The sequence below is a fragment of the Marinobacter sp. B-12 genome (assembly GCF_056857915.1).
The window spans coordinates 98,828-119,758 of record NZ_JBSXOB010000041.1; the positions used below are offsets into that span (position 1 = coordinate 98,828).

20 protein-coding genes are annotated in these 20,931 nt (G+C 58.1%); 14 read left to right on the plus strand and 6 right to left on the minus strand.

From position 1 onward, the window contains the following. Positions 1–7: 7 nt before the first annotated feature. The 3 genes from AC13D2_RS06245 to AC13D2_RS06255 are packed head-to-tail and all read right to left on the minus strand — an operon-like array spanning position 8 to position 3,464. Positions 8–1,462, minus strand: a complete 1,455-nt coding sequence (locus tag AC13D2_RS06245; protein WP_292049706.1) for a bifunctional DedA family/phosphatase PAP2 family protein — start codon at positions 1,460–1,462, stop codon at positions 8–10. Continuing rightward, positions 1,459–2,457, minus strand: coding sequence for a GGDEF domain-containing protein (locus AC13D2_RS06250; protein ID WP_292049707.1), 999 nt, complete (start codon positions 2,455–2,457; stop codon positions 1,459–1,461). Before AC13D2_RS06250 ends, AC13D2_RS06245 begins: the two co-directional genes overlap by 4 nt. Then, the gene (locus tag AC13D2_RS06255) at positions 2,454–3,464 is read right to left on the minus strand and encodes a GGDEF domain-containing protein (RefSeq protein ID WP_292049708.1); all 1,011 of its coding nucleotides are present in this window, start codon (positions 3,462–3,464) and stop codon (positions 2,454–2,456) included. Before AC13D2_RS06255 ends, AC13D2_RS06250 begins: the two co-directional genes overlap by 4 nt. A 179-nt stretch (positions 3,465–3,643) precedes the next feature. On the opposite strand from AC13D2_RS06255, the gene AC13D2_RS06260 reads away from it, so the two are divergent. The 11 genes from AC13D2_RS06260 (at position 3,644) to lipB (ending at position 13,671) form a co-directional block, all read left to right on the plus strand. Continuing rightward, positions 3,644–4,900, plus strand: coding sequence for a glutamate-5-semialdehyde dehydrogenase (locus tag AC13D2_RS06260; RefSeq protein ID WP_482938350.1), 1,257 nt, complete (start codon positions 3,644–3,646; stop codon positions 4,898–4,900). Positions 4,901–4,906: 6 nt separating this feature from the next. Beyond that, positions 4,907–5,539, plus strand: coding sequence for a nicotinate-nucleotide adenylyltransferase (nadD, locus tag AC13D2_RS06265; protein WP_420390626.1), 633 nt, complete (start codon positions 4,907–4,909; stop codon positions 5,537–5,539). Between the two features lie 88 nt (positions 5,540–5,627). Next, positions 5,628–5,978: a ribosome silencing factor gene (gene rsfS, locus AC13D2_RS06270; RefSeq protein WP_036203834.1), complete on the plus strand. Its 351-nt coding sequence runs from the start codon at positions 5,628–5,630 to the stop codon at positions 5,976–5,978. Between the two features lie 2 nt (positions 5,979–5,980). Continuing rightward, a complete protein-coding gene (gene rlmH / locus AC13D2_RS06275) occupies positions 5,981–6,451 on the plus strand; it encodes a 23S rRNA (pseudouridine(1915)-N(3))-methyltransferase RlmH (RefSeq protein WP_300496677.1) in 471 nt (156 codons plus the stop codon). A gap of 9 nt (positions 6,452–6,460) precedes the next feature. Further along, a complete protein-coding gene (mrdA, locus tag AC13D2_RS06280; RefSeq protein WP_482938351.1) occupies positions 6,461–8,353 on the plus strand; it encodes a penicillin-binding protein 2 in 1,893 nt (630 codons plus the stop codon). Beyond that, positions 8,353–9,495: a rod shape-determining protein RodA gene (rodA, locus tag AC13D2_RS06285; RefSeq protein WP_482938352.1), complete on the plus strand. Its 1,143-nt coding sequence runs from the start codon at positions 8,353–8,355 to the stop codon at positions 9,493–9,495. The genes mrdA and rodA overlap by 1 nt, the downstream gene beginning before the upstream one ends. A gap of 138 nt (positions 9,496–9,633) precedes the next feature. Continuing rightward, positions 9,634–10,659: a lytic murein transglycosylase B gene (mltB, locus tag AC13D2_RS06290; RefSeq protein ID WP_292049714.1), complete on the plus strand. Its 1,026-nt coding sequence runs from the start codon at positions 9,634–9,636 to the stop codon at positions 10,657–10,659. Beyond that, the gene (locus tag AC13D2_RS06295; RefSeq protein ID WP_292049715.1) at positions 10,659–11,528 is read left to right on the plus strand and encodes a septal ring lytic transglycosylase RlpA family protein; all 870 of its coding nucleotides are present in this window, start codon (positions 10,659–10,661) and stop codon (positions 11,526–11,528) included. The genes mltB and AC13D2_RS06295 overlap by 1 nt, the downstream gene beginning before the upstream one ends. A gap of 31 nt (positions 11,529–11,559) precedes the next feature. Beyond that, positions 11,560–12,726 carry a D-alanyl-D-alanine carboxypeptidase family protein gene (locus AC13D2_RS06300; RefSeq protein ID WP_300496673.1) on the plus strand — a complete coding sequence of 389 codons (1,167 nt, stop codon included), beginning with the start codon at positions 11,560–11,562 and terminating at the stop codon, positions 12,724–12,726. 32 nt (positions 12,727–12,758) lie between these two features. After that, positions 12,759–13,028, plus strand: coding sequence for an HP0495 family protein (locus tag AC13D2_RS06305; protein ID WP_036203854.1), 270 nt, complete (start codon positions 12,759–12,761; stop codon positions 13,026–13,028). 4 nt (positions 13,029–13,032) lie between these two features. Further along, positions 13,033–13,671, plus strand: a complete 639-nt coding sequence (gene lipB, locus AC13D2_RS06310) for a lipoyl(octanoyl) transferase LipB (protein WP_292049717.1) — start codon at positions 13,033–13,035, stop codon at positions 13,669–13,671. 36 nt (positions 13,672–13,707) lie between these two features. Here the strand turns inward: lipB and AC13D2_RS06315 are convergent, their stop codons facing one another. Next, entirely contained in the window at positions 13,708–14,796 is a 1,089-nt protein-coding gene (locus AC13D2_RS06315) for a GGDEF domain-containing protein (RefSeq protein ID WP_292049718.1), read from the minus strand. A gap of 258 nt (positions 14,797–15,054) precedes the next feature. On the opposite strand from AC13D2_RS06315, the gene AC13D2_RS06320 reads away from it, so the two are divergent. Then, positions 15,055–16,497 carry an ABC1 kinase family protein gene (locus AC13D2_RS06320; RefSeq protein ID WP_292049719.1) on the plus strand — a complete coding sequence of 481 codons (1,443 nt, stop codon included), beginning with the start codon at positions 15,055–15,057 and terminating at the stop codon, positions 16,495–16,497. Here the strand turns inward: AC13D2_RS06320 and AC13D2_RS06325 are convergent. Continuing rightward, positions 16,440–16,880 carry a YqaA family protein gene (locus AC13D2_RS06325; RefSeq protein ID WP_292049720.1) on the minus strand — a complete coding sequence of 147 codons (441 nt, stop codon included), beginning with the start codon at positions 16,878–16,880 and terminating at the stop codon, positions 16,440–16,442. The two genes, AC13D2_RS06320 and AC13D2_RS06325, sit on opposite strands and share 58 nt — an antisense overlap. Positions 16,881–16,986: 106 nt before the next feature. Between AC13D2_RS06325 and AC13D2_RS06330 the strand changes: the two genes are divergently transcribed. Beyond that, a complete protein-coding gene (locus AC13D2_RS06330; RefSeq protein WP_300496669.1) occupies positions 16,987–19,113 on the plus strand; it encodes a methyl-accepting chemotaxis protein in 2,127 nt (708 codons plus the stop codon). 179 nt (positions 19,114–19,292) lie between these two features. Beyond that, a complete protein-coding gene (locus AC13D2_RS06335; protein ID WP_292049722.1) occupies positions 19,293–19,544 on the plus strand; it encodes a GrxA family glutaredoxin in 252 nt (83 codons plus the stop codon). A gap of 63 nt (positions 19,545–19,607) precedes the next feature. Here the strand turns inward: AC13D2_RS06335 and AC13D2_RS06340 are convergent, their stop codons facing one another. Beyond that, the gene (locus tag AC13D2_RS06340) at positions 19,608–20,870 is read right to left on the minus strand and encodes a 6-phosphofructokinase (protein ID WP_036203882.1); all 1,263 of its coding nucleotides are present in this window, start codon (positions 20,868–20,870) and stop codon (positions 19,608–19,610) included. Positions 20,871–20,931 lie beyond the last annotated feature (61 nt).

The following is a 20,931-nucleotide window of genomic DNA, read 5'->3' on the forward strand; positions in this document are numbered from 1 at the left end:
GCGGTTACTATGGAGCCGTGACGCTGTACAGCGAAACTGCGTTTGACCATTGCGCCGTCACGTACCAGACGACGAAGGCGAGCCACCCCCACGCCGCAAGCAATAGCGTTCCGTCCCGTGCCAGCGGGATGTTGTCATAGCGGCTATAGCTGGCCCTGACCAAGCCGCAGATGGAGAGCCCCAGAAATACTCCCGCCACCACATCGGTAAACCAGTGAACGCTCAGGTAAAGCCGGCTTAGCGCACCAAGGACAATGGGGATACTGAAAAGCAGATAGTAGCGCCAGCGCCTGATATGCCGGATTTCCCTGGCTATAAAGCTTGCCGCCAGGGTGGAGAGAACGGTGACGCCGGTTGCGTGACCACTGGGGAAAGCACCCGAATCTGGAGGCCCGAGGACAACATCCGGCCTTGGTATAGCGGTCAGGTATTTGAAGCCCCAGACCAACACAGTCGTTAACAGTGCTGCCCCTGTTACATGGATCGCGGCGGCATAGTAACCGCGAAAGAAAAGGGCCAGTGCGCTCAATATAGCGGCTGCCAGAAGGACCGGTGGGTCCCCCAGAAGTGTCAGCAGGATCATTGCCGGATCCAGCAAAGGGGTCCGCAACTGAGAAAACCACCGCAGGGTCAGGTCATCAAACGGCGCCAGCAGTTGGGTGGCGGTGGCCAATTGGCCCCAGATCATAAACAGGGCGCCAGCTCCCAGTGCCAGCGACAAGGACGGTAGTGGAAACTCGCCAGCCTGCGCGGGTCGCTGGCTGGTATACAGGCGCCAAAAGCGGTGGGTCGAATCGTAGCGAGCCGTGAGGCGCGCCAGCCACAGATAGAGCTGGCTGCCGTGTCCGAGGCCTAATTGGAAGCGGAAAAGCAAGAGGTAGATCACCAGCAGTATTCCGGCACTGACTGCGATCACGGGATAAAAGTGAGCGGGTGGTTCGAATTCGCTGGCCAGGGCACTACCAACCAGGTACCCCGGCAATACATAGACTGGCGCCCAGGCCACAGCCGATGACAGGTTGAAGGCCAGGAACCGTCGCCAGGGCATCAGGAACGCGCCGGCGATTAGCGGAATGATTGGTCGTATCGGGCCCACAAAACGTCCGACAACGACGCTCTTGCCGCCATGGCGATGGAAAAAGGCCTCGCCTTTGCCGATAAAGCCCGGGAAGCGATTCAGTGGCCACAGCGCGTCCAGGCGCCCCTGGAACAGTCTGCCGAGGGCGAAGCTGATGCCGTCGCCGGCAACGGCTCCGGCCCCCGCCCAAAACAGGACTTCGGCAACCGGTACGGCAACCTGGCCCGCCAGCACCGCCACGGCGAACAGAATAGCGACGCCGGGGATCAGGATGCCTGCCAGGGCAAGGGACTCGACGAATGCTGTGAGGAATAACGCCGCTGACAGCCAGCCGGGGTTGGTTGCCAGCCAGTCGGTCAGTGACTGTAGCCACTCCGGCATCATGATGGCCGAACGTCTCCTACGCTGTACCAGACCGAATCGGCACCGCGTTTACGGGCTTCCTCCAATGCTTGCCTTACCCGCTTTCGCAGGTCCGCCGTGCGGATGTCAGTGCTGGCGCGGGTGGTGCAGCCAAGGCTGACCGTCACTTTTCCGGCCGGAGGCCAGTTCTGTTCCGCGATGGTCCGTCGAATCCGTTCGGCTATGACGCGTACGCCTTCCTCCGGGGTGAAGGGCAGGATCAGGAAAAACTCTCCGTTTTCAAGTGTGTAAAGGGTGTCGCCTGCGCGGATAACGTCAAACAGGTGCTGGGTGAGATCCCGGAGCAGCCGTTGCATGCCGGCGTGGCCATGCAGGTCTTCGGCTTCTTCGGCGTAATCAATGGCCAGGGAAATCACCGACAGGGAATGCGACATGGCAATGGCCCGGGAGATTTCCTTTTGCAGGGTTTCGTCCAGGAAACGCGCATTGTGGGCGCCGGTCACCGGGTCGGTTATGGCCAGATCTTCCGCCGATTGCGCCATGTGATCGTAGTGCCAGATATAAAGTGCGGCCACCGCGACCAACGCAAACACCCCCGAACTGATGGTTATGGCATACATTGGGGGCGATGACAGGAGTAGAAAGAGTGCCAGGGCGACCAGCAACAACAGGGAAAGGATCAGCCCCTGCCGCAGCGGAAGGATCAGTAGATTCAGCACAACCAGGGGCATAACCCAATGACTGATTCCAGGCGGGTCAAGGGCAAACATGGCCGCCACCAACCCACTGTTCAGAGCTGTCAGGATGATGAGATGCCCAGGTGCCGATAACTGGCGGCGGCGGCATATGAAGGTATAGCCAGCGCCCGCGACCGTCAGCAAAGCCATTCCGGCAGCCAGGAAGAACAAATCATAAAATCCGTAACGAAGGTTCTGGAACGCCAGGCTTGCAATGAAAAGACTGGCGAATGCATAGCCGGCTAGATGCGTAAAGCTTCTCAGGCGGGTTTCGGTCATAGTACCGGCCCTTCTGTTCTGGGTGGAGGCGATGTGTGTGTCCAGGTACTGTAGGACTGGGCACGATCGCCCCCTTGTTGCTGGGCGCGCCGCAAGGCATTGGCAGCAGATTGCTGCAAGCTGTCCGCATCATCGCCGATATTCAGGCCGGCGATTCCCGCACTGACCGTCAGATGTAATTGGTGGGAGGCAAGCAGGGTGCGTAGTCCCTTGCGGATTGTTTCCCCCAGTGATGCTGCCTCTGCAGTGGGGATGCCTGGCAGTATGATCAGGAACTGAAGGTCTGCGACCCGATAGTAGGTGTCGAAATCCCTCAGTTGGGAGTGCAGGTAGCGGCCGATTCGTGGCAGTATGGAACGTATATCGGCATCCGGGTCACTGTCGCTCAGGTGTGTATCCAGGCCGATCATGATCACCGACATATCAGTGCCTTCCCGTTCACTGCGCTGGATTTCCTTGTGTAGATCAGCCGTCAGATATTCGCGGCTGGCAGCCTGGGTAAGCTCGTCGGTCCGACGCAGGGGCGCAAGTTGTCGCGATTTGTACTCCCGCAGGAAAACCAGCAGGCCGGAAAGCATAACAGTCAGCAGCAGTGCACTAAGCATCTGGTGGCGTTCTGGCAAGCCGGCGGACCAATGGGTGGCAGACATAGCAAGAACGGCGCAGAGCGCGGTGATGGCCCCGGCCCAGGTGACGGGTAGCAGGGCAAAGCCGACCAGTGGTGCCACGTAAAGCCAGTGGGTCAGGCTCCAGGGCCCTGTCCAGAGGCTGGTGGCCAGGAGCGACAGTAGTGCAACAAACAATAGGCGGTGGATCGCTGGCCACGGTTGCCGAGAGCGTCCGGGGTGAAAGGTATTGCCGCTGAAGACCAGCGCCGCCGCGACAATGGCGGTGATGACTGTCAGCGTTTCTCGTTGGATTACTGCAAACGCGGCAATGGCGATCAGGATCAGGAATCCAGTTCTCGACAGGCGGCTTAACAGGAATTTTTCGGCCATCTGAGCCATGGTATCCGTCCTCTCCCGGGCGTCCGTGTTTTAAAGCATACAGCAGGTTTTGTTCAATGACCCGCGGAATAAAGTGTGTCAGGCCGGTATAATAATCGCTTGGGATGCGTACTTGAAACGGGAAAGGTAAAGTTAGGTCCTGATTCGTACTATCGATTTTAAACGTGAAAGGTAATCGGATGGATATTGCAGCTTATATGGCGGAGGTTGGGCAGCAGGCACGGCAGGCCGCGAGAGCGGTGGCCCGTTCCACAACGGCTGTTCGCAACCAGGCGTTGCTGGCAACAGCCGAGGCTCTGGATGCTGCGCGCGATGAGCTTGCCGCAGCCAATGCCAGGGACCTGGAGGGTGGCCGTGCCAACGGTCTGGAAGCAGCGATGCTGGACCGGCTGGAGCTGACCCCGACGCGCATCGATGCAATGATTGAAGGGCTGCGCCAGGTGGCATCGTTGCCGGATCCGATTGGCGAAATTACCGATATGACGTATCGACCCTCTGGAATACAGGTTGGTCGCATGCGTGTGCCGTTGGGTGTCATCGGTATTATCTACGAATCCCGGCCCAACGTGACCGTGGAGGCCGCCAGCCTGTGTCTGAAGTCCGGAAACGCAACTATTTTGCGGGGGGGCTCTGAGGCCATTCACTCCAATCAGGCCATTGCAGCCTGTCTGGCCAAGGGGTTGAAGGAATCAGGGCTGCCAGAAAGTGCTGTGCAGGTTGTGAAAACCACCGACAGGGCCGCCGTCGGCGAACTGATCACCATGCCCCGGTTTGTGGATGTGATAGTCCCAAGAGGTGGTAAGGGCCTGATCGAGCGCATCAGCCGTGATGCGCGCGTACCTGTGATCAAGCACCTCGATGGTATCTGTCACGTGTATATCGACAGCCATGCTGATCCCGAAAAAGCCCTGAGCATAGCGGTGAACTCCAAGACCCAGCGGTACGGCACCTGCAATACCATGGAAACACTGCTGGTGGACCAGGAAATCGCGGCCGATATTCTGCCTTTGCTGGCGGACGCCTTCCGGGACAAAGGTGTGGAACTCAGGGGTTGCCCGCAGACAATGGACATTCTTCCCGATGTTGTTCGTGCTACTGAGGACGACTGGGGCACGGAATATCTGGCCCCGGTGCTTGCGGTAAAGGTGATCGATGGGCTTGATGGCGCGATTGAACACATCAATCGTTATAGTTCTCAGCATACAGACAGCATTGTCACGGAAAACTATACCCGGGCCCGCCGATTCCTGACGGAAGTGGATTCCAGCTCCGTTATGGTCAATGCGTCGACCCGTTTTGCGGACGGTTTCGAATATGGTCTCGGTGCAGAAATCGGCATCTCCACAGACAAGATTCACGCCCGCGGTCCGGTTGGCCTTGAAGGTCTGACATCACAGAAATACGTGGTGTTTGGCGACGGCAACATCCGGACCTGATTGCGCATGCATGTGATCTATGGCGGCACCTTCGACCCGATACATCACGGCCACCTGCGGCTCGCAGTCGAGCTAAGGGAGCGGTTGGGGGTGGCGGAAGTGGCTTTGATGCCCTGCCACGTGCCTCCTCACCGTGATGTGCCGGGTGCCACGAGCGCACAGCGTCTGGCCTTGCTGGAACTGGCCATTGCTGGCGAGCCCGGGCTGACTCTGGATGACCGCGAGTTGGGGCGGGAAGGCGCGTCCTACACCGCGGAGACGTTGACCCAATTAAGGGCGGAGATCGGCCCCGACGAGCCGCTCGCCATGGTCCTGGGTACGGATTCCTTCGCCGGTTTCGACCGCTGGCAGGAGTGGGAGCGGATTCCCGAATTGGCACACATTGTCGTCGTGCAACGCCCGGGACCGGGTCTGGCACCGGACGGTGTGCCGGCGCGATTGTTGAGCCAACGGTCAGTCGAACGGGTAGAGGCCTTGTTCCGCGCGCCTTGTGGCCACATTTTGCAACTCGACCCGCCGTTACTTGATATCTCTGCGACCGGTATTCGCGATCGGATTCTTTCCGGCCACTCTCCGCGTTATCTGCTGCCCGACCCGGTATGGCGGGAAATTCAGCGCCAGAGACTATACGGCGCATGACCGGACGGGAACTTTTAGTGCTACAATCCCGTCTGAAAATGACTTTTCGGGTGGCTGCCTTCGCCGCTGCCCGTCCAACAGGGTGATTATGCAGGCAGAGCAACTGAAAGAGCTGGTCGTGGGTGCGCTTGAGGACGTCAAAGCGCAGGACGTAAGTATCATTGATGTCAGGGGGAGAACCAGTGTGACGGACTACATGGTCCTCGCGTGTGGTACCTCCAATCGGCATGTGAAATCCCTGGCGGACTCGGTCTTGTCCGAAGCGAAGGAGCAGGGGGTTCGTGCCAGCAATGTGGAAGGCGCCAATGCGAGTGACTGGATTCTGGTTGATCTCGGCGACGTGGTGGTTCACGTCATGATGCCGGCAACCCGCGAGTTCTATGACCTCGAACGCCTCTGGCGTGATGCTCCCGATCTGGGTGTTGCGGGTAGCGAATAATCATGCGGTTACGCCTGGTCTGTGTAGGGCAGAAAATGCCCGAGTGGGTCAGCCAGGGGTATAACGAGTATGCCCGCAGGATGCCGCCGGAGTTGTCTCTTGATCTGGTGGAAATTCCCCTGGCCCATCGTGGCAAGAACCCGGATATCCCCAGGCTGATGCAGCGAGAGGGTGACGCAATCCTGTCGGCGCTGGGTCCTCGTGACCGGGTGATTGCACTGGAAGTTGGCGGACGCAACTGGTCCACTGAAAAATTGGCTGGCCAGCTTGAAAGCTGGCAGTTGGACGGTCGCGACGTCAGTTTTCTTGTCGGAGGCCCGGATGGCCTTGCAGACGCCTGCCGGGACAGGGCCGATCAGTTGTGGTCGCTGTCGGCGCTGACCCTGCCTCATCCGTTAGTGCGCATCCTGCTTGCCGAGCAGCTCTATCGCGCCTGGTCCGTCACCCGTAATCATCCTTATCATCGGGCCTAGGAAGCCAATATGCCCTGGGGAGAGTTCAAAGACATCGCTGCCGAACGGCGTCTGTTTCAGCGTCGTGCCTTTGTCATGCTGTTGCTGGTCTTTGTATTGCTGGGCGTGTTGATCGCCCGGATGTACCAACTGCAGGTCGTGGAACATGACATCTACACCACGCTTTCCGACAAAAACCGTGTTCAGGTTCAGTCCGTGGCGCCTCCCCGGGGGCTGGTCTATGACCGCAACGATGTCCTGCTTGCAGAGAATCGCCCGGTCTTCAGCGTGACGCTGGTGCCCGAGCGTGTTGATGACATGGAGCAGACCCTGGCAAAGCTCCGGGGCATGCTGAGTATTTCCGAGGAAGACATGGAACGGTTCCAGCGTCGGCTGCTTGAGCCTCGTCGTCCGTTCCAGGAGTTGCCCCTGCGCTACGACCTGAACGAGCAGGAAATCGCGCGCCTTGCGGTTCATCGCCATGAGTTGCCCGGTGTCGAGGTGTCCGCGGAACTGGTTCGGTACTACCCGCACAGTACGCTGACTGCCCACGCCCTTGGTTACGTGGGGCGCATCAACCGACAGGAACTGCAGCGAATTGATCCGGTGAACTATGCCGGGACCAACTATATTGGCAAGTCCGGGGTGGAGCGTTTCTACGAGGAGCTCCTGCACGGGCGAGTCGGCTACCAGCATGTGGAAACCAATGCGCGGGGCCGAACCCTGCGGGTACTGGAGCGCGAAAACCCGGTGCCCGGGGAAGATATTCAGTTGCATATGGATTTGCGGTTGCAGAGGCTCGCTCACGACCTGCTGGATGGCCGGCGTGGCGCCATTATTGCCATCGAACCCTCCACCGGAGGGATCCTCGCCCTTGCCAGTGTGCCCGGGTTTGATGCCAACCTGTTCGTGACCGGCATAGGTGTTGAAGCCTATCGATCACTTAGCAAAAGCGTGGATAAGCCCCTCTTCAATCGTGCCTTACGGGGCCAATACCCACCTGGCTCCACCCTCAAGCCCATGTTGGCCATTGCCGCGCTCGACAGCAATGCCGTTACCCGGGACAAGACCATCTGGGATCCCGGCTACTACCAGCTGAATTCTGGCGGTCGACGCTGGCGTGACTGGAAGCGGGGCGGTCACGGATGGGTAGATCTGAAGTCAGCGGTAGCAGAATCCTGTGACATCTATTTTTACGAGGCTGCTGTGACCATGGGCGTCGATACCATGCACAAATACCTTTCCGACTTCGGGTTCGGAGAAGACGCCACCCTGGACGTTGCCGGAGCCCTCAGCGGCCTGCTGCCCTCCAGTGACTGGAAACGTGCTATCCACAGCGAGCCCTGGTATCCCGGGGATTCGGTCAACCTTGGTATTGGGCAGGGATTCATGTTGGCGACGCCGCTACAACTGGCGACCGCTACCTCCGTGATCGCGAACCGTGGTCATTGGGCCGAACCGAGGCTGCTGAAAGACATCAAGGGTGATCAATCGATTGATGAGGCGCTGCCGACGGGTACGCACCAGTCCATCGAGCTTGAAAATCCGGATGACTGGGAGTTTGTTGTGGAGTCCATGGCCGAAGTGATGCACGGCAACAAAGGCACGGCCCGCAGAGCAGCAAAGGGGGCACCTTATCGAATGGCTGGCAAAACCGGTACAGCGCAGGTGTTCAGCCTCGCCGAGGATGAAGAGTACGACGAAGAGGAAATCCGTGAGCGTTTGCGGGATCACGCTCTGTTTGTCGGCTTTGCACCGGTAGAAGACCCACAGATCGCCGTTGCGGTTATCGTTGAAAACGGTGGTAGCGGTAGCGGAACGGCTGCGCCTGTTGCCCGGGCCATGTTTGATGCCTGGTTGCTGGATTTCTCCGGGAAAGGCAGTGAAATCGTGGTTGGTTCATCCGGGGAGGGGAGCCACTGATGCAAGCCAGTAGCCTGTTTAATCAGTCGGCACGTCACCCCCTGTCAGGCCCGAGGGGAATATGGTCGGTGTTGCATATCGACCCGATTCTACTGTTCTTGTTGCTGACCCTTATCGCGGGTGGGCTGTTCGTTTTGTACAGCGGGGCCGACCGCAACCTGGAAGTTGTGAAAGCGCAGGGCATCCGGATGGGGGTGGCCCTGGTGGTGATGTTCGTGTTCGCCCAACTTGACCCGGCTGTGTTCCGGCGTTGGTCGCCCTGGCTTTTTTTGGCCGGGATTGTGGGATTGGCAGCGGTCTTACTGGTTGGCGTTGGTGCCAAGGGAGCACAGCGTTGGCTGGCCATTCCAGGGTTGCCCCGCTTCCAGCCTTCGGAGCTGATGAAGCTGGTAGTGCCGATGATGGCCGCCTGGTACCTTTCGCGCCATTACCTGCCTCCCAGACTTCGCCATGTTGCGGTGGCGTTACTCATTGTCTTGGCGCCCATGGCGATGATCATCCTGCAGCCGGATCTGGGGACCTCGTTGCTGGTCGGCGCCGCAGGGATATTCGTGGTGTTTTTTGCCGGTATGGGCTGGCGCCTGATCGGCGCCTTTCTTGCCATGTTATCAGTGGCGGCACCATTGATGTGGTTCTTCGTTATGCGTGAGTATCAAAAGCAGCGCGTACTGACCTTGCTGGATCCGCAGAGCGATCCGCTTGGCGCCGGCTGGAATATTATCCAGTCCAAGACCGCTATTGGCTCGGGGGGCATGGATGGCAAGGGGTGGCTCCAGGGCACGCAGTCCCATCTTGAATTTCTTCCTGAGAGCCATACCGATTTCATCGTTGCGGTGCTGGCGGAGGAATTTGGCTTTGTGGGTATGCTTGTTCTTCTGGTGCTCTACCTCCTGATTGTTCTGCGGTGCCTTTACATTGCATCGACGGCACAGGATTCGTTCAGCCGGCTGCTGGCGGGCGCGCTGACCATGACGTTTTTTATCTACGTCTTCGTCAACGTGGGTATGGTCAGTGGTCTTCTGCCGGTAGTGGGTGTGCCGCTGCCGCTGGTCAGCTATGGCGGAACCTCAGGGGTAACGCTGATGGCGGCGTTTGGGGTGTTGATGTCGGTCCATACCCATAGGCGGATGATCAGCGCGTGATGACTCGGCACCGACCATGGACAGGGAGTAATGGTTGCCGGGTCCGCAGCCATGGTAATCTTGGCCGCGATAACGGGCCGCAGCTGTGGTGACGTTGTATTGATAAGGTTCTCGAGTCGAAGCCAGTCAAGGGGATTCATGAAAGCTGTCAGGTATTGGTTAGGTGTCGGATGGGTGATGGCGTGCTTTGCTTCCCCTGTACAGGCCGGTCCCTACAATGAAACACCTGAAAGCCGCGATTTTGTTCGTGAAATGTCGGAACGTTACGGGTTTGAAGCCGAGCGTGTGTCGGCAATACTGGCCAATGCGCAGCGCCGTGACTCGATATTGGAAGCTATCAGCCGACCGGCTGAGAAAACCCTTGAGTGGTACGAATACCGTCGGATCTTTATACGTGAGGAGCGCATAGAGCAGGGCGTCAACTTTCTCAAGCAGCATCAGGAAGCCTTTGAGCGCGCCGAACGTGAGTACGGTGTACCTGCGTCAATCGTCGCAGCAATTATCGGCGTCGAAACCTGGTATGGCACCTACAAAGGGAAGTATCGGGTGCTTGATGCCCTTGCTACTCTGGCATTCGACTATCCGCCCCGGAGTCGCTTTTTTCGCAGCGAGCTTGTCCAGTATTTGCTGATGACCCGCGAACAGGGTTTTGACCCTCTGGAAGTGACGGGGTCCTACGCGGGGGCGATGGGGTACGGTCAGTTCATCTCCAGCAGCTACCGGCATTACGCTCTTGATTTTGACGGCGATGGCGTTACCGACATCCTGGCCAATCCCGTGGATGCCATCGGCAGTGTCGCCCATTATTTTCACGCCCATCGTTGGCAAACCGGTGAGCCTGTAGCGGAGCAGGTGGGTGACAGTCTGCCGAATAACTCACCATTACTGACCAGGGAACTGAAGCCGACGTTGACGGTCAACGACTATCGGCAGGCGAGTATCGTCCCGAAATTGGATGTGCCCGGCGACGCTAAAGCCAGGGCGATCCGTCTAGTCAGTGATAAGGGCGCTGAACTATGGCTGACCTACCATAACTTTTATGTGATAACCCGCTACAATCACAGTCATCTATACGCCATGGCGGTGTACCAGTTGGCAGATGCGCTCCAAGAGCGGATGCGACCGCTGGCAAATGAAAACAATGGGGAAAGTAACAGCTCGTGATGAAACGCCATGTTTTACTATTGGTTTTCGGGGTACTGCTGCTGGCAGGGTGTGCATCATCGCCCGAACCTGACCATTCCTCCCGTTACACCCTGAGCCAGGACCGTGCGCCCTCAGGCAACTTCGATGTATCGGGGCTTGCCGATGCCACGCCTCGATTTGAGGAGCCGCGCCGCGCTGGAAACAAGTCACCCTACCAGGTCTGGGGCAAGGAATATCATGTCGTCGGCAGTAACGATGGCTATGTTCAGCGCGGCACTGCGAGCTGGTATGGTGAGAAGTTCCATGGTCACAAAACCTCGAATGGAGAGGTTTTTGACATGTACGAGATGTCAGCGGCGCACAAGAGCCTGAGAATTCCAGGGTACGCACGGGTGACCAACCTCGATAACGGTCGCTCGGTGGTGGTTAGGGTCAATGACCGAGGCCCCTTCCATGGGGATCGCCTGATCGACCTTTCCTACGCTGCGGCCAAAAAGCTGGGTTATCAGGGCAGGGGTACGGCCAGGGTCGAGGTGGCCGCCATCACGGTGAGTCGTGACGGCTCGATGACGCTTGCCGGCAAGCCGTTCCCGGAATCGGGAGCACCTGTGGATGCAAAGCGCCTGACGGACCCTGGCGCGGCCAGCGAGGCCCTGTTCGTGCAACTGGGTTCGTTCAGCCAGCGCAACCCGGCCGAAGCCCTTCTGGATCGGGCGCGGCGTGCAGTCGCAAACCCAATGCGGGTGAGGGAAGTGGAGACGGCCTCTGGCCGCTTTCACCGCGTTCAGGTCGGGCCGTTCAGGGATGAGGATGAAGCCCTGAGAGCCCAGAGCCTGCTTGAAACTCACGGATTTGGTCAGTCAATACTTCTGACCGACACTCATTGAACCAGTCACTTACTTGAAACTGAATGGACCCATGGCACTAAATAAAGCGTTCCGAGCCTTCTCTGCTGTTCTGCTCCTGATCTTGCTTCCGGCAATGCCGGTTGCGGCACAGGCTGTTCTGATTCCATCATCACCGCAGATCGCGGCGAGTTCCTACATCCTGATGGATCCGCTTTCCGGGCGGATTATCATGGAAGAGAACAGTCATGAGCGTCTGCCGCCGGCCAGTCTGACCAAAATGATGACGGCGTATATTGTGGAACGGGAACTGGATGAGGGGCGGATTTCCTTGTCCGACATGGTGCCAGTCAGCGTCAACGCCTGGCGAACCGAAGGCTCCCGTACCTTTGTTCAGGAAGGCACAGAGGTGTCGGTCGAGAACTTGCTCAAGGGCGTCATCATTCAATCTGGGAACGATGCCTCGGTGGCACTGGCCGAATACATTGCCGGCAGTGAAGGGGCGTTCGTCGATATCATGAACCAGCAGGCACAGATTCTGGGTATGAACGAGTCCAGTTTTGCAAATGCCACTGGATTGCCTGCACCGGATCACTTCTCCACTGCCTACGATCTGGCCCTCCTGGCGAAGGCGATCATCAATGACTACCCGGAAAACTACCCGCTGTATGCGCAGAAGCACTTCACTTACAACAACATTCGTCAGCCTAACCGCAACAGTCTTTTGTGGCGTGACGACAGTGTCGACGGGCTGAAGACAGGCCATACCGAGGAAGCCGGTTACTGCCTGGTGGCGTCAGCCAAACGTAATGACACTCGGCTGATCGCAGTGGTTATGGGCACTGACAGCACCTCGTCCCGCGCTCAGGAAGTCCAGAAAATGCTGAACTATGGCTTCCGTTACTACCAGACTGAGCGCCTGTTCCGTGCCGGACAGGAACTGCTGGAAGCGCGGGTTTGGAGTGGCGAAAGTGACAGTCTGTCTGTCGGACTGACGGAAGACGTCTACGTCACCATTCCCAGAGGCTCAAGAGACTCACTGGAATCCACCGTGGAACTCGACTCTGTGATCAAGGCGCCCATTTCCATGGGCGACGAACTGGGGCAGGTAACAGTGAAGCTCGGCGATGATGTGGTCGTGGATCAGCCGGTACTGGCGCTCAGCGACATTCCGGAAGGTGGTTTCTTCAAGCGGATATGGGACGCCATCAAACTATTTTTTGTTCAGCTCTTCGAGTAAGGGCGCGAGTTGCCTGTAGGAGATAGACCGAGATGAGCGAACCAAAGGCACCCAAGATCGAGTTTCCCTGTGACTACGTGATCAAGGTAATCGGGGACGCCGCGCCAGACTTTGTCGAGTTTGTGGTGGGCGTTGTGGAGCAGCATGCCCCTGGCATTTCGAACGACGACGTGACGGTGAAAGACAGTCGCGGCGGTCGATTTGCCTCAGTAAACCTTAAGATCGTTGCCACGGGCGAGCCGCAGTTGAAAGCCCTGTTCGAGGAACTCAAGGCCAGCGGCCGGGTTCATATGGTGCTGTAACCTGATGGCCGAGCTGATCGTTCGTGATCTGGGTGAACAGCCCTACCTGGAAACCTGGGAAGCAATGAAATCGTTCACGGCCGAGAGGGATGCCTCCACGCCCGATGAACTCTGGTTGCTGGAACACCCAAGGGTCTACACCCAGGGGCAGGCCGGCAAAGCTGAGCACATACTGGCCCCCGGTGATATCCCGGTGATACTGGTGGATCGCGGTGGCCAGGTGACGTATCACGGCCCTGGTCAGCTTGTGGTCTACCTGATGATAGACCTGACCCGCCACCGCCTGGGAATTCGCTCACTGGTTGATGTCATCGAGCAGGCCATTGTCCGGACGCTTGCGGGTATGGGGGTGACGGCAGCGCCACGTCCGGATGCGCCCGGTGTCTACGTAGAACAAGCGAAGATTGCGTCGCTGGGACTGCGTGTAAGGCGAGGGTGTTCGTTCCATGGCCTGGCCCTGAACGTGGCCATGGACATGGAGCCGTTTCGCCGGATCAATCCCTGTGGCTATGCTGGCATGGCGATGTGCCAGGTCAGCGACTTCGTCCCCGAGACAACCGTTGCCGGCCTTGCACCTACTCTGTCGGATGAACTGGTTAATGGCCTGGCGGGTGGCGCTGTTCGACGGGTAACTGGCTGGTAAAGCTCAGCTCCAGTGCCGACTGAGGCGGTTGCCTTGCTAGCCGTGGGTAGTCTCAAAATCACACACTTTGTTTCGCCCCAGAGTTTTTGCCCGGTAAAGCGCTTCGTCGGCGCGCTGTAGCAGGCGGTCGACGGACTCGGTGCCGTGGATAGTGGCTACTCCGACACTGATGGTGGTGTTGATGTTCCCGTCCTGGACCTCTATGGGTGTTGATGCAATGGTCTGGCGTATGCGGTTAGCCGTCTTGACGGCTTCGACAGTGTTAGTCTCGGGCAGCAATACCAGGTATTCCTCTCCGCCCCAGCGCGCCAGCGTATCGACTTTCCGGCTGTGTTCCTGCAACGTCCTGGCTACCATCACAATGGTTTCATCACCCACCTGATGACCATGGTTGTCGTTGACAGATTTGAACAGATCAATGTCCATCAATAACACCGAAAAGCCGCGCGAATTGCGCAGGTAGCGCTGATATTCGGTTTCCAGTTGTTCGTGAGCTTCACGTCGATTGGCAAGCCCGGTCAGGGCGTCGTGTTTGGCTGCGTATTCGAACTCGGCAGCCAGTTTCAGCAGTCCGAGTTTACTGCGCCGCCGGCTTTGGTCCAGGACGTAGCAGGTGGACATCTCAAACCCCAGTACGGCAAGCATGGTGAGTCGGAAACTGGTGCTGTAGGGCGAATCGAAAACCAGGTCCCCGAGCGGACTGAACAGCAGGCCCACCCCCGCGAGGCCACCGGAACAGGCAAGCACGCCCACTTTCGATTCGCTGATGTAGAAAATGATGGGTGGATAGGCAAACAGCCAGATAATGGCAGAGCCGTCCTCCACCGCATTGATTGCCAGATAGGTGAACAGGATCGTAATCGCGGTAATAAAACCGCGGCGTTGCAGGGTACTGTTGTGGCTGATGAGATAAACAATACCATTGACACCGAGCAGCACGGCAAAGACGATCAGAGTTGTGGCGGAGCCAGGCATTCCGCGGTCCAGGGACCGCCATGCGAAGAACAGCAGGATGGGGACCGCTGCAAGAGTAAGCCAGCCGATCAGCATCGGAACCGGAATTTCACCCTTCACCCGGAACTGTGACAGTTTGGTGTCGGAGGGTCTGCTGGTGGTTTGTGTCATTGTTGTTGTCTTGTTGTTTTGGGCATCTGTGGCGAGGTCGTCGACCACATTTTTATACTAAACGGCTTTGGCTGTGGGGTCTGTGTAAAAACGTAAAACCTTTCACCAAGGACAGAAGTAAACACAGAAGGGGCAGTTTGCATTGGCCCCAAGGGCAATGAATTGACGGCACGCCGGTTAGGTTTGAGGGCCCGGGTATCCGTATAATGGTCATACAGGCTGATAGCGCCAACACTTACAGAACCGAGCAGGTTTTTGATGGCATCCAGACCCAAAAGCACATCTGTTGCACGTATCAAGACCGGCAGCTTTGAGCGCCGGCTCACCCTCACCAGGGCGGGGCTTTTCGCGGGCACTCGGATGGCCTCCCACATGGCTACCAACTGGTTCAGTAGCAAGGACAAGCGGGAGGCCCGACACCGTGCCATGCTATCCAGCCAGGCGGAGTTCCTGGTGGAGGAGTTGGGCAAGCTCAAGGGCAGTGTCGTCAAGATCGGGCAGGTGATGGCTCTGTACGGCGAGCACTTCCTGCCTGAGGAAGTGACCGAAGCGCTGCATACCCTGGAAGACCAGACCACCTGGCTGGAATGGCCGTCGATCGAGCGTGTGCTTAAGGCTGAACTGGGTGCTGACCGTTTGGCGGAGCTCGAGGTGGATCCCGACCCGATTGGCGCGGCGTCACTGGGGCAGGTTCATCGAGCGCGCCGGCGTAGCGACGGGTTGGAACTGGTGCTCAAGGTTCAGTATCCCGGCGTTGACGAGGCGGTCGACAGTGACCTTAACGCGGTGGCACAGTTGCTGAAAGTTGCCCGCCTGGTGTCCTTCGGTCCTGAGTTCAACGACTGGTTGGAAGAGGTGCGGGACATGATGCACCGAGAGGTGGATTACCGCCTCGAAGCCCGTACCACTGAGAAATTTCGGCAGATGCTGCTGGACGATCCCCGTTTTGTGGTGCCCCGTGTTCTGGACGAGTACTGCACGGCCCATGTCATCGCCTCCACCTACGAACCGGGGCACTCCGTGAGTTCAGTGGCGGTACGGGAACTTGCCCTGGATCGTCGCAGCGAGTTGGGGCGCGCCGCGCTGGAATTGTTCTTCCGCGAGTTGTTTATCTGGGGCGAAATCCAGACGGATCCCAATTTTGGCAACTATCGGATCCGTATAGCCGGCGAGGAAGGCGCGGACAGCGAAACCGACCAGATAGTGTTACTGGACTTTGGAGCGGTACAGGCCTACTCAGCGACCTTCCTGGACCCGGTCATCCAGATGATCCGGGCGTCCTACGAGGGCGACCTGCCGGGGGTAATTGATGGCGGTATCCGGTTGCGCTTCATGAGCCGGGATTGGCCCGAAGACGTTCTGGATACGTTTGGCAAGGTTTGCATGTCGGTATTGGAGCCACTGTCGAGGGACCGAAGCAACTGGCCCGATGAGGCCGTGAACGACCGCGGCCAGTACCGCTGGAAACAGAGCGACCTGCCGTCGCGGGTGGCGCGTCAGGCCGCGCGCTCGGCCATCAGTCGCTATTTCAAGGTGCCGCCGAAGGAATTTGTGTTCCTCAACCGAAAGCTGATCGGGGTCTATACGTTTATCGCGGTGCTGAATGCGGAGTTCAACGGTGAGGACCTGCTCCGGGAATACCTCTACGGCGATCCCGGAACCCCCGATGCTTCCAGCACCAACCAGATGACCAAGCCGTAGCGCGCTCCTTTGCCGATGGCCACCAGGACCACGAAGTTGAGCCAGGGCACGCGCATGATCCCGCCAACCAGGGTTAGCGCGTCGCCACCCAGTGGCAGCCAGCCCAGAAGCAGTGACCATTGCCCGTAACGGTTGAAGCGGGTGCGGGCCTTTTCGAGCTGGGATTCGGAAATCGGAAACCAGCGTTTGTGCTTAAAGCGATCCACCTGCCGGCCGATAACCCCGTTAATAACCGAGCCTGCGGTGTTGCCCGCTGTCGCCCAGAGCCATATCCACCAGAGCGAATAGCCTTGAGTCACCATGCCGCCAAGGAGAATCTCCGAATAGGCCGGGAGTATCGTTGCTGCGGCCAGTGCGGTCATAAACAAGGTGAGATAGGCCAATGGACGCTCCTGTTGAGGTGAATGCTGATCAGGCTTTAATGGCAGCTGTGCCTTCTAGGGCATCAAGCTGATAATGAACTCCAATCCGAGACAGGTTGCTGTATCAATGAAAAAACTGTCACTGCGCTTCAAACTCTATGCCCTGGTGATTACGCTGCTACTGGTTATGGGAATCAGTATTGTGGTGACCGCCCAACTTTCCCTGGGGCAGATGGAGCAGCGAATCACCTCCGAAACCCGTGACACGGTGCGCAGCCTTGCCATCGACCGGTTGAGCGCAACCGCCGGGAAATACGGTGAGGTCGTCAGCGGCATGTTTGCCACAGCGTATCGGACACCGGAAGTCGTCCGCAACGTCATCAACCGGAATATACAGGCGGATAGTTCCGGCCGCATCAGCCGCGTTGCCCTTCAGGAAACGGTGGGTGCGGTATTGGAGGAGCAGGAGGGGTTGAGTTCCATCTATGCCCAATTCGAGCCGGACGCCTACGACGGCCAGGACCGCTACTTCACCGGTGGCGTCGAAGAACACAGCAGCGATGACGGTACCCTGGAAATCTATTACTACCGCTCTCTGGAGGGCGATGTGGTGTTCAGTCGCACCGAGGATCCTTCGACCAAGTATTTGGACAACCGGAATGAGTTCGGTATTCGCGAGGCGGAATGGTACCTGTGTTCCAGGGATAGCCGGGAGCCCTGCATCATGGAGCCCTACGAATACGAAATTGAAGAGGGCTATACCGAACTGATGACCAGCCTGGTCGTGCCTATCATGAACGGGAACGAATTTGCGGGCGTGGCTGGCGTTGACCTCAACCTGTCTACGCTCCAGAAAGCGATTCAGAATGTCAGCGACAACCTCTACAACGGCGCATCAAGGGTGACCCTGCTGAGCAGTAAGGGGCTGATTGCTGCGTCCAGCCACTACAGCGAGTATCTTGGAAGGCCGTTGTCGGAAGCACTGCCCGGGCAGGCCGAAACATACACTTCCCTGCACAATGACGGCGGTACCTATGACGATGGCGACACCCTGGCCGTGTCTTACCCCATAGAGATTGATCTGCCAGATGCCCAGTGGTCACTGTTGATCGAATTACCACGGCAGACCGCGTTGGCTGACGTAGCCGAAATCACCAGCCTGCTCTCCAGCGAGGTAGACACCACCGCCGGGCGACAGACTATGGTGGGTGTGTTGGTGTCGGTCGTTGCGATCCTGATCCTGGTGGTGCTGGTTCGCTCGGTAACCAAACCCTTGAACGAAATCCGTGACCGGATGAAGAATCTGGCCAGCGCCGAAGGGGATCTGACCAGTGAGTTGAACATTGATACCCATTCGGAGCTGATCGAGCTGGCCGGCGGATTCAACCAGTTCCTGGGCCGGTTACGGGAAATGATCAACGATCTGAAGGAGGTCAACGCCAAGGTCAGCCAGCAGGCGGCGGATGTGGATGTGATCGCCAAGGAAACGGATGAGCAAACCGAAAACCAGCATCAGGACATCGAAAGTGTGGTTACCGCCATGAACGAAATGTCCGCCGCTGCCGGCGAAGTGGCAGGTTTCGCGGGTGAAGCGGCGGAAAACGCGCAGATGGCTCAGGATGGTATCCGCTTTACCCAGGATACGCTGACGTCTGCCCTGGACGGCGTGGGCGCATTGGCGGGCGATATGGATGAGGCCAGTACGGCTATAGGCCAGGTTGCCACTCGCAGTGAAGACATTAACCGCATTATCGAAGTGATCCGGGGAATCGCGGAACAGACCAACCTTTTGGCGCTGAACGCAGCCATTGAAGCGGCGCGGGCCGGTGAGCAGGGAAGAGGCTTCGCGGTAGTGGCCGACGAAGTCAGAACGCTTGCTTCACGAACCCGTGAGTCCACCGATGAGATCAGCCAGATGATTGATGGCCTTCAAAGCGACGTGGGCGGCGCCGTCACCGTGATCAAGGGTGGCGTTGATCGCGCAACAAGAGCGGTGGAGGGAACCCGCGAGGCGGACCACTCGTTGGCCTCAGTGGTTGAGCGCATAGCAACCATTGTTGAGCATGTCACCCATGTGGCCACGGCGGCCGAAGAGCAGAGTTCCGTCAGTGAAGAGATCAATCGCAACCTCACCCGTATCGGTGACGCCGCCAACGATCTCCGGGCGTTGGCGCAACGGGTCAGTGGCAGCGGCCAGACATTGGACGAGCAGGTAAAAGTGCTGGAGACGGAACTGAGCCGCCTGAAAACATGAGCACCTGACTGGGTAAGGCAATACGGTGAGGACCGATAGCGCTGGATGTATCAGTCCAGGCTATCGGTACTATTCAGTTCATTAATTTTATTTTTCTACTGGGCGTGCCACCATACGTTATAGCTTGTCGACGACTGCGAAACGCAGGGTCGCCCATTGTTTTGAACAGGAGTCAGTTTATGGATCATGTCACCATCTACGGTCGTGCATCCTGCGGTTTTTGCATGCGCGCCCGGCAACTGTGCGAGATCAGGGACATTCCCTACCGTTACGTGGACATGATCGAGGAAGGCATCAGCAAGGCGGATCTGGAGAAAGCCATTGGTAAGCCCGTGTACACGGTGCCCCAGATCTTTGTAGGCGAAGAGCACGTTGGCGGGTTCGACCATTTCTCGCACTACGTGCAGCGGTTCGAAGCTGCTGGTGGATAAACGGCTCTGCAAAAAAAGGCGCCAGCCGATGATTCGGTGGCGCCTCTCTTGTAGGTCAGCGGCTTAGAACTGGAAGTCGGCCTTCAGTTTTTTCTCGACCAGCTGATTCTTGAGCTTCGCGACCCTCGGAAGACCATCATCGAACGGCGGGAAGCTCTCGCCGTGAATCAGTGGCTCCAGGTAGTCGCGGCAATCTTGCGTGATGCCGTAGCCGTCATCCGTGATGTAATGGATCGGCATTTTCTTTTCTTGGTTGGCGACCTCGCTCAACGGTGCCTCACCAATATGCCAGCGATAGGGGCGTGACTGTTCACGCACAATTGTTGGCATCAGCGCCTGTTTACCTGCCAACGCCATTTCCACGGCCACCTTGCCTACGGAGTAGGCCTGCTCCACGTCCGTCGCGGACGCAATGTGACGGGCACTGCGCTGCAGGTAATCGGCTACAGCCCAATGGTATTTGTGCCCAAGGGCCTGGCGCACCATGTTGGCCAGCGCTGGCGCGACACCGCCAAGCTGAGTATGGCCGAAGGCATCCTTGGCACCGGCATCGGCCAGGAAGCGGCCGTCTTCATACTGGGCGCCTTCCGAGGCGACGACCACGCAGTAGCCGTATTCCTTGACGCAGAAATCCACGCGCTCAAGGAAGCGCTCACGCTCGAAGGGCACTTCCGGGAACAGGATAACGTGAGGCGGCTCGCCTTCGCCTTTTCCGGCAAGGCCACCAGATGCGGCTATCCAGCCAGCGTGGCGCCCCATTACTTCCAGGATGAACACCTTGGTGGACGTGTCACACATGGAGCGAATGTCCAGGCTTGCTTCCAGGGTAGAGGTTGCGATGTACTTGGCCACCGAGCCGAAACCGGGGCAGCAGTCGGTGAAGGGCAGGTCGTTATCCACCGTTTTGGGTACGCCGATGCAGGTAATCGGGTAGCCCATTTTTTCGGCAAGTTGGGACACCTTATAAGCGGTATCCTGGGAATCGCCGCCACCGTTGTAGAAGAAATAGCCGATGTCGTGAGCGCGGAACACCTCGATCAGGCGTTCGTATTCCCGTTTGTTCTCGGAAAAATTCTTCAGTTTGTGACGGCAGGACCCAAACGCACCGCCCGGGGTGTGGATCAGCGCCTGGATATCCTCATCGCTTTCGAGGCTGGTATCAATCAGTTCCTCTTTCAACGCGCCGATGATCCCATTGCGCCCGGCGTAGAGCTTGCCGATCTGATCGGGATGCTTGCGGGCGGTCTGGATAACCCCGCAGGCACTGGCGTTAATGACGGCGGTCACACCGCCTGATTGGGCATAGAATGCGTTTCTGGTGGCCATTTCCGGCTGGTGCCTCCTGCAGTTTCATCGAGTGCGGCAGATGATACGCCAATCGCTTTTT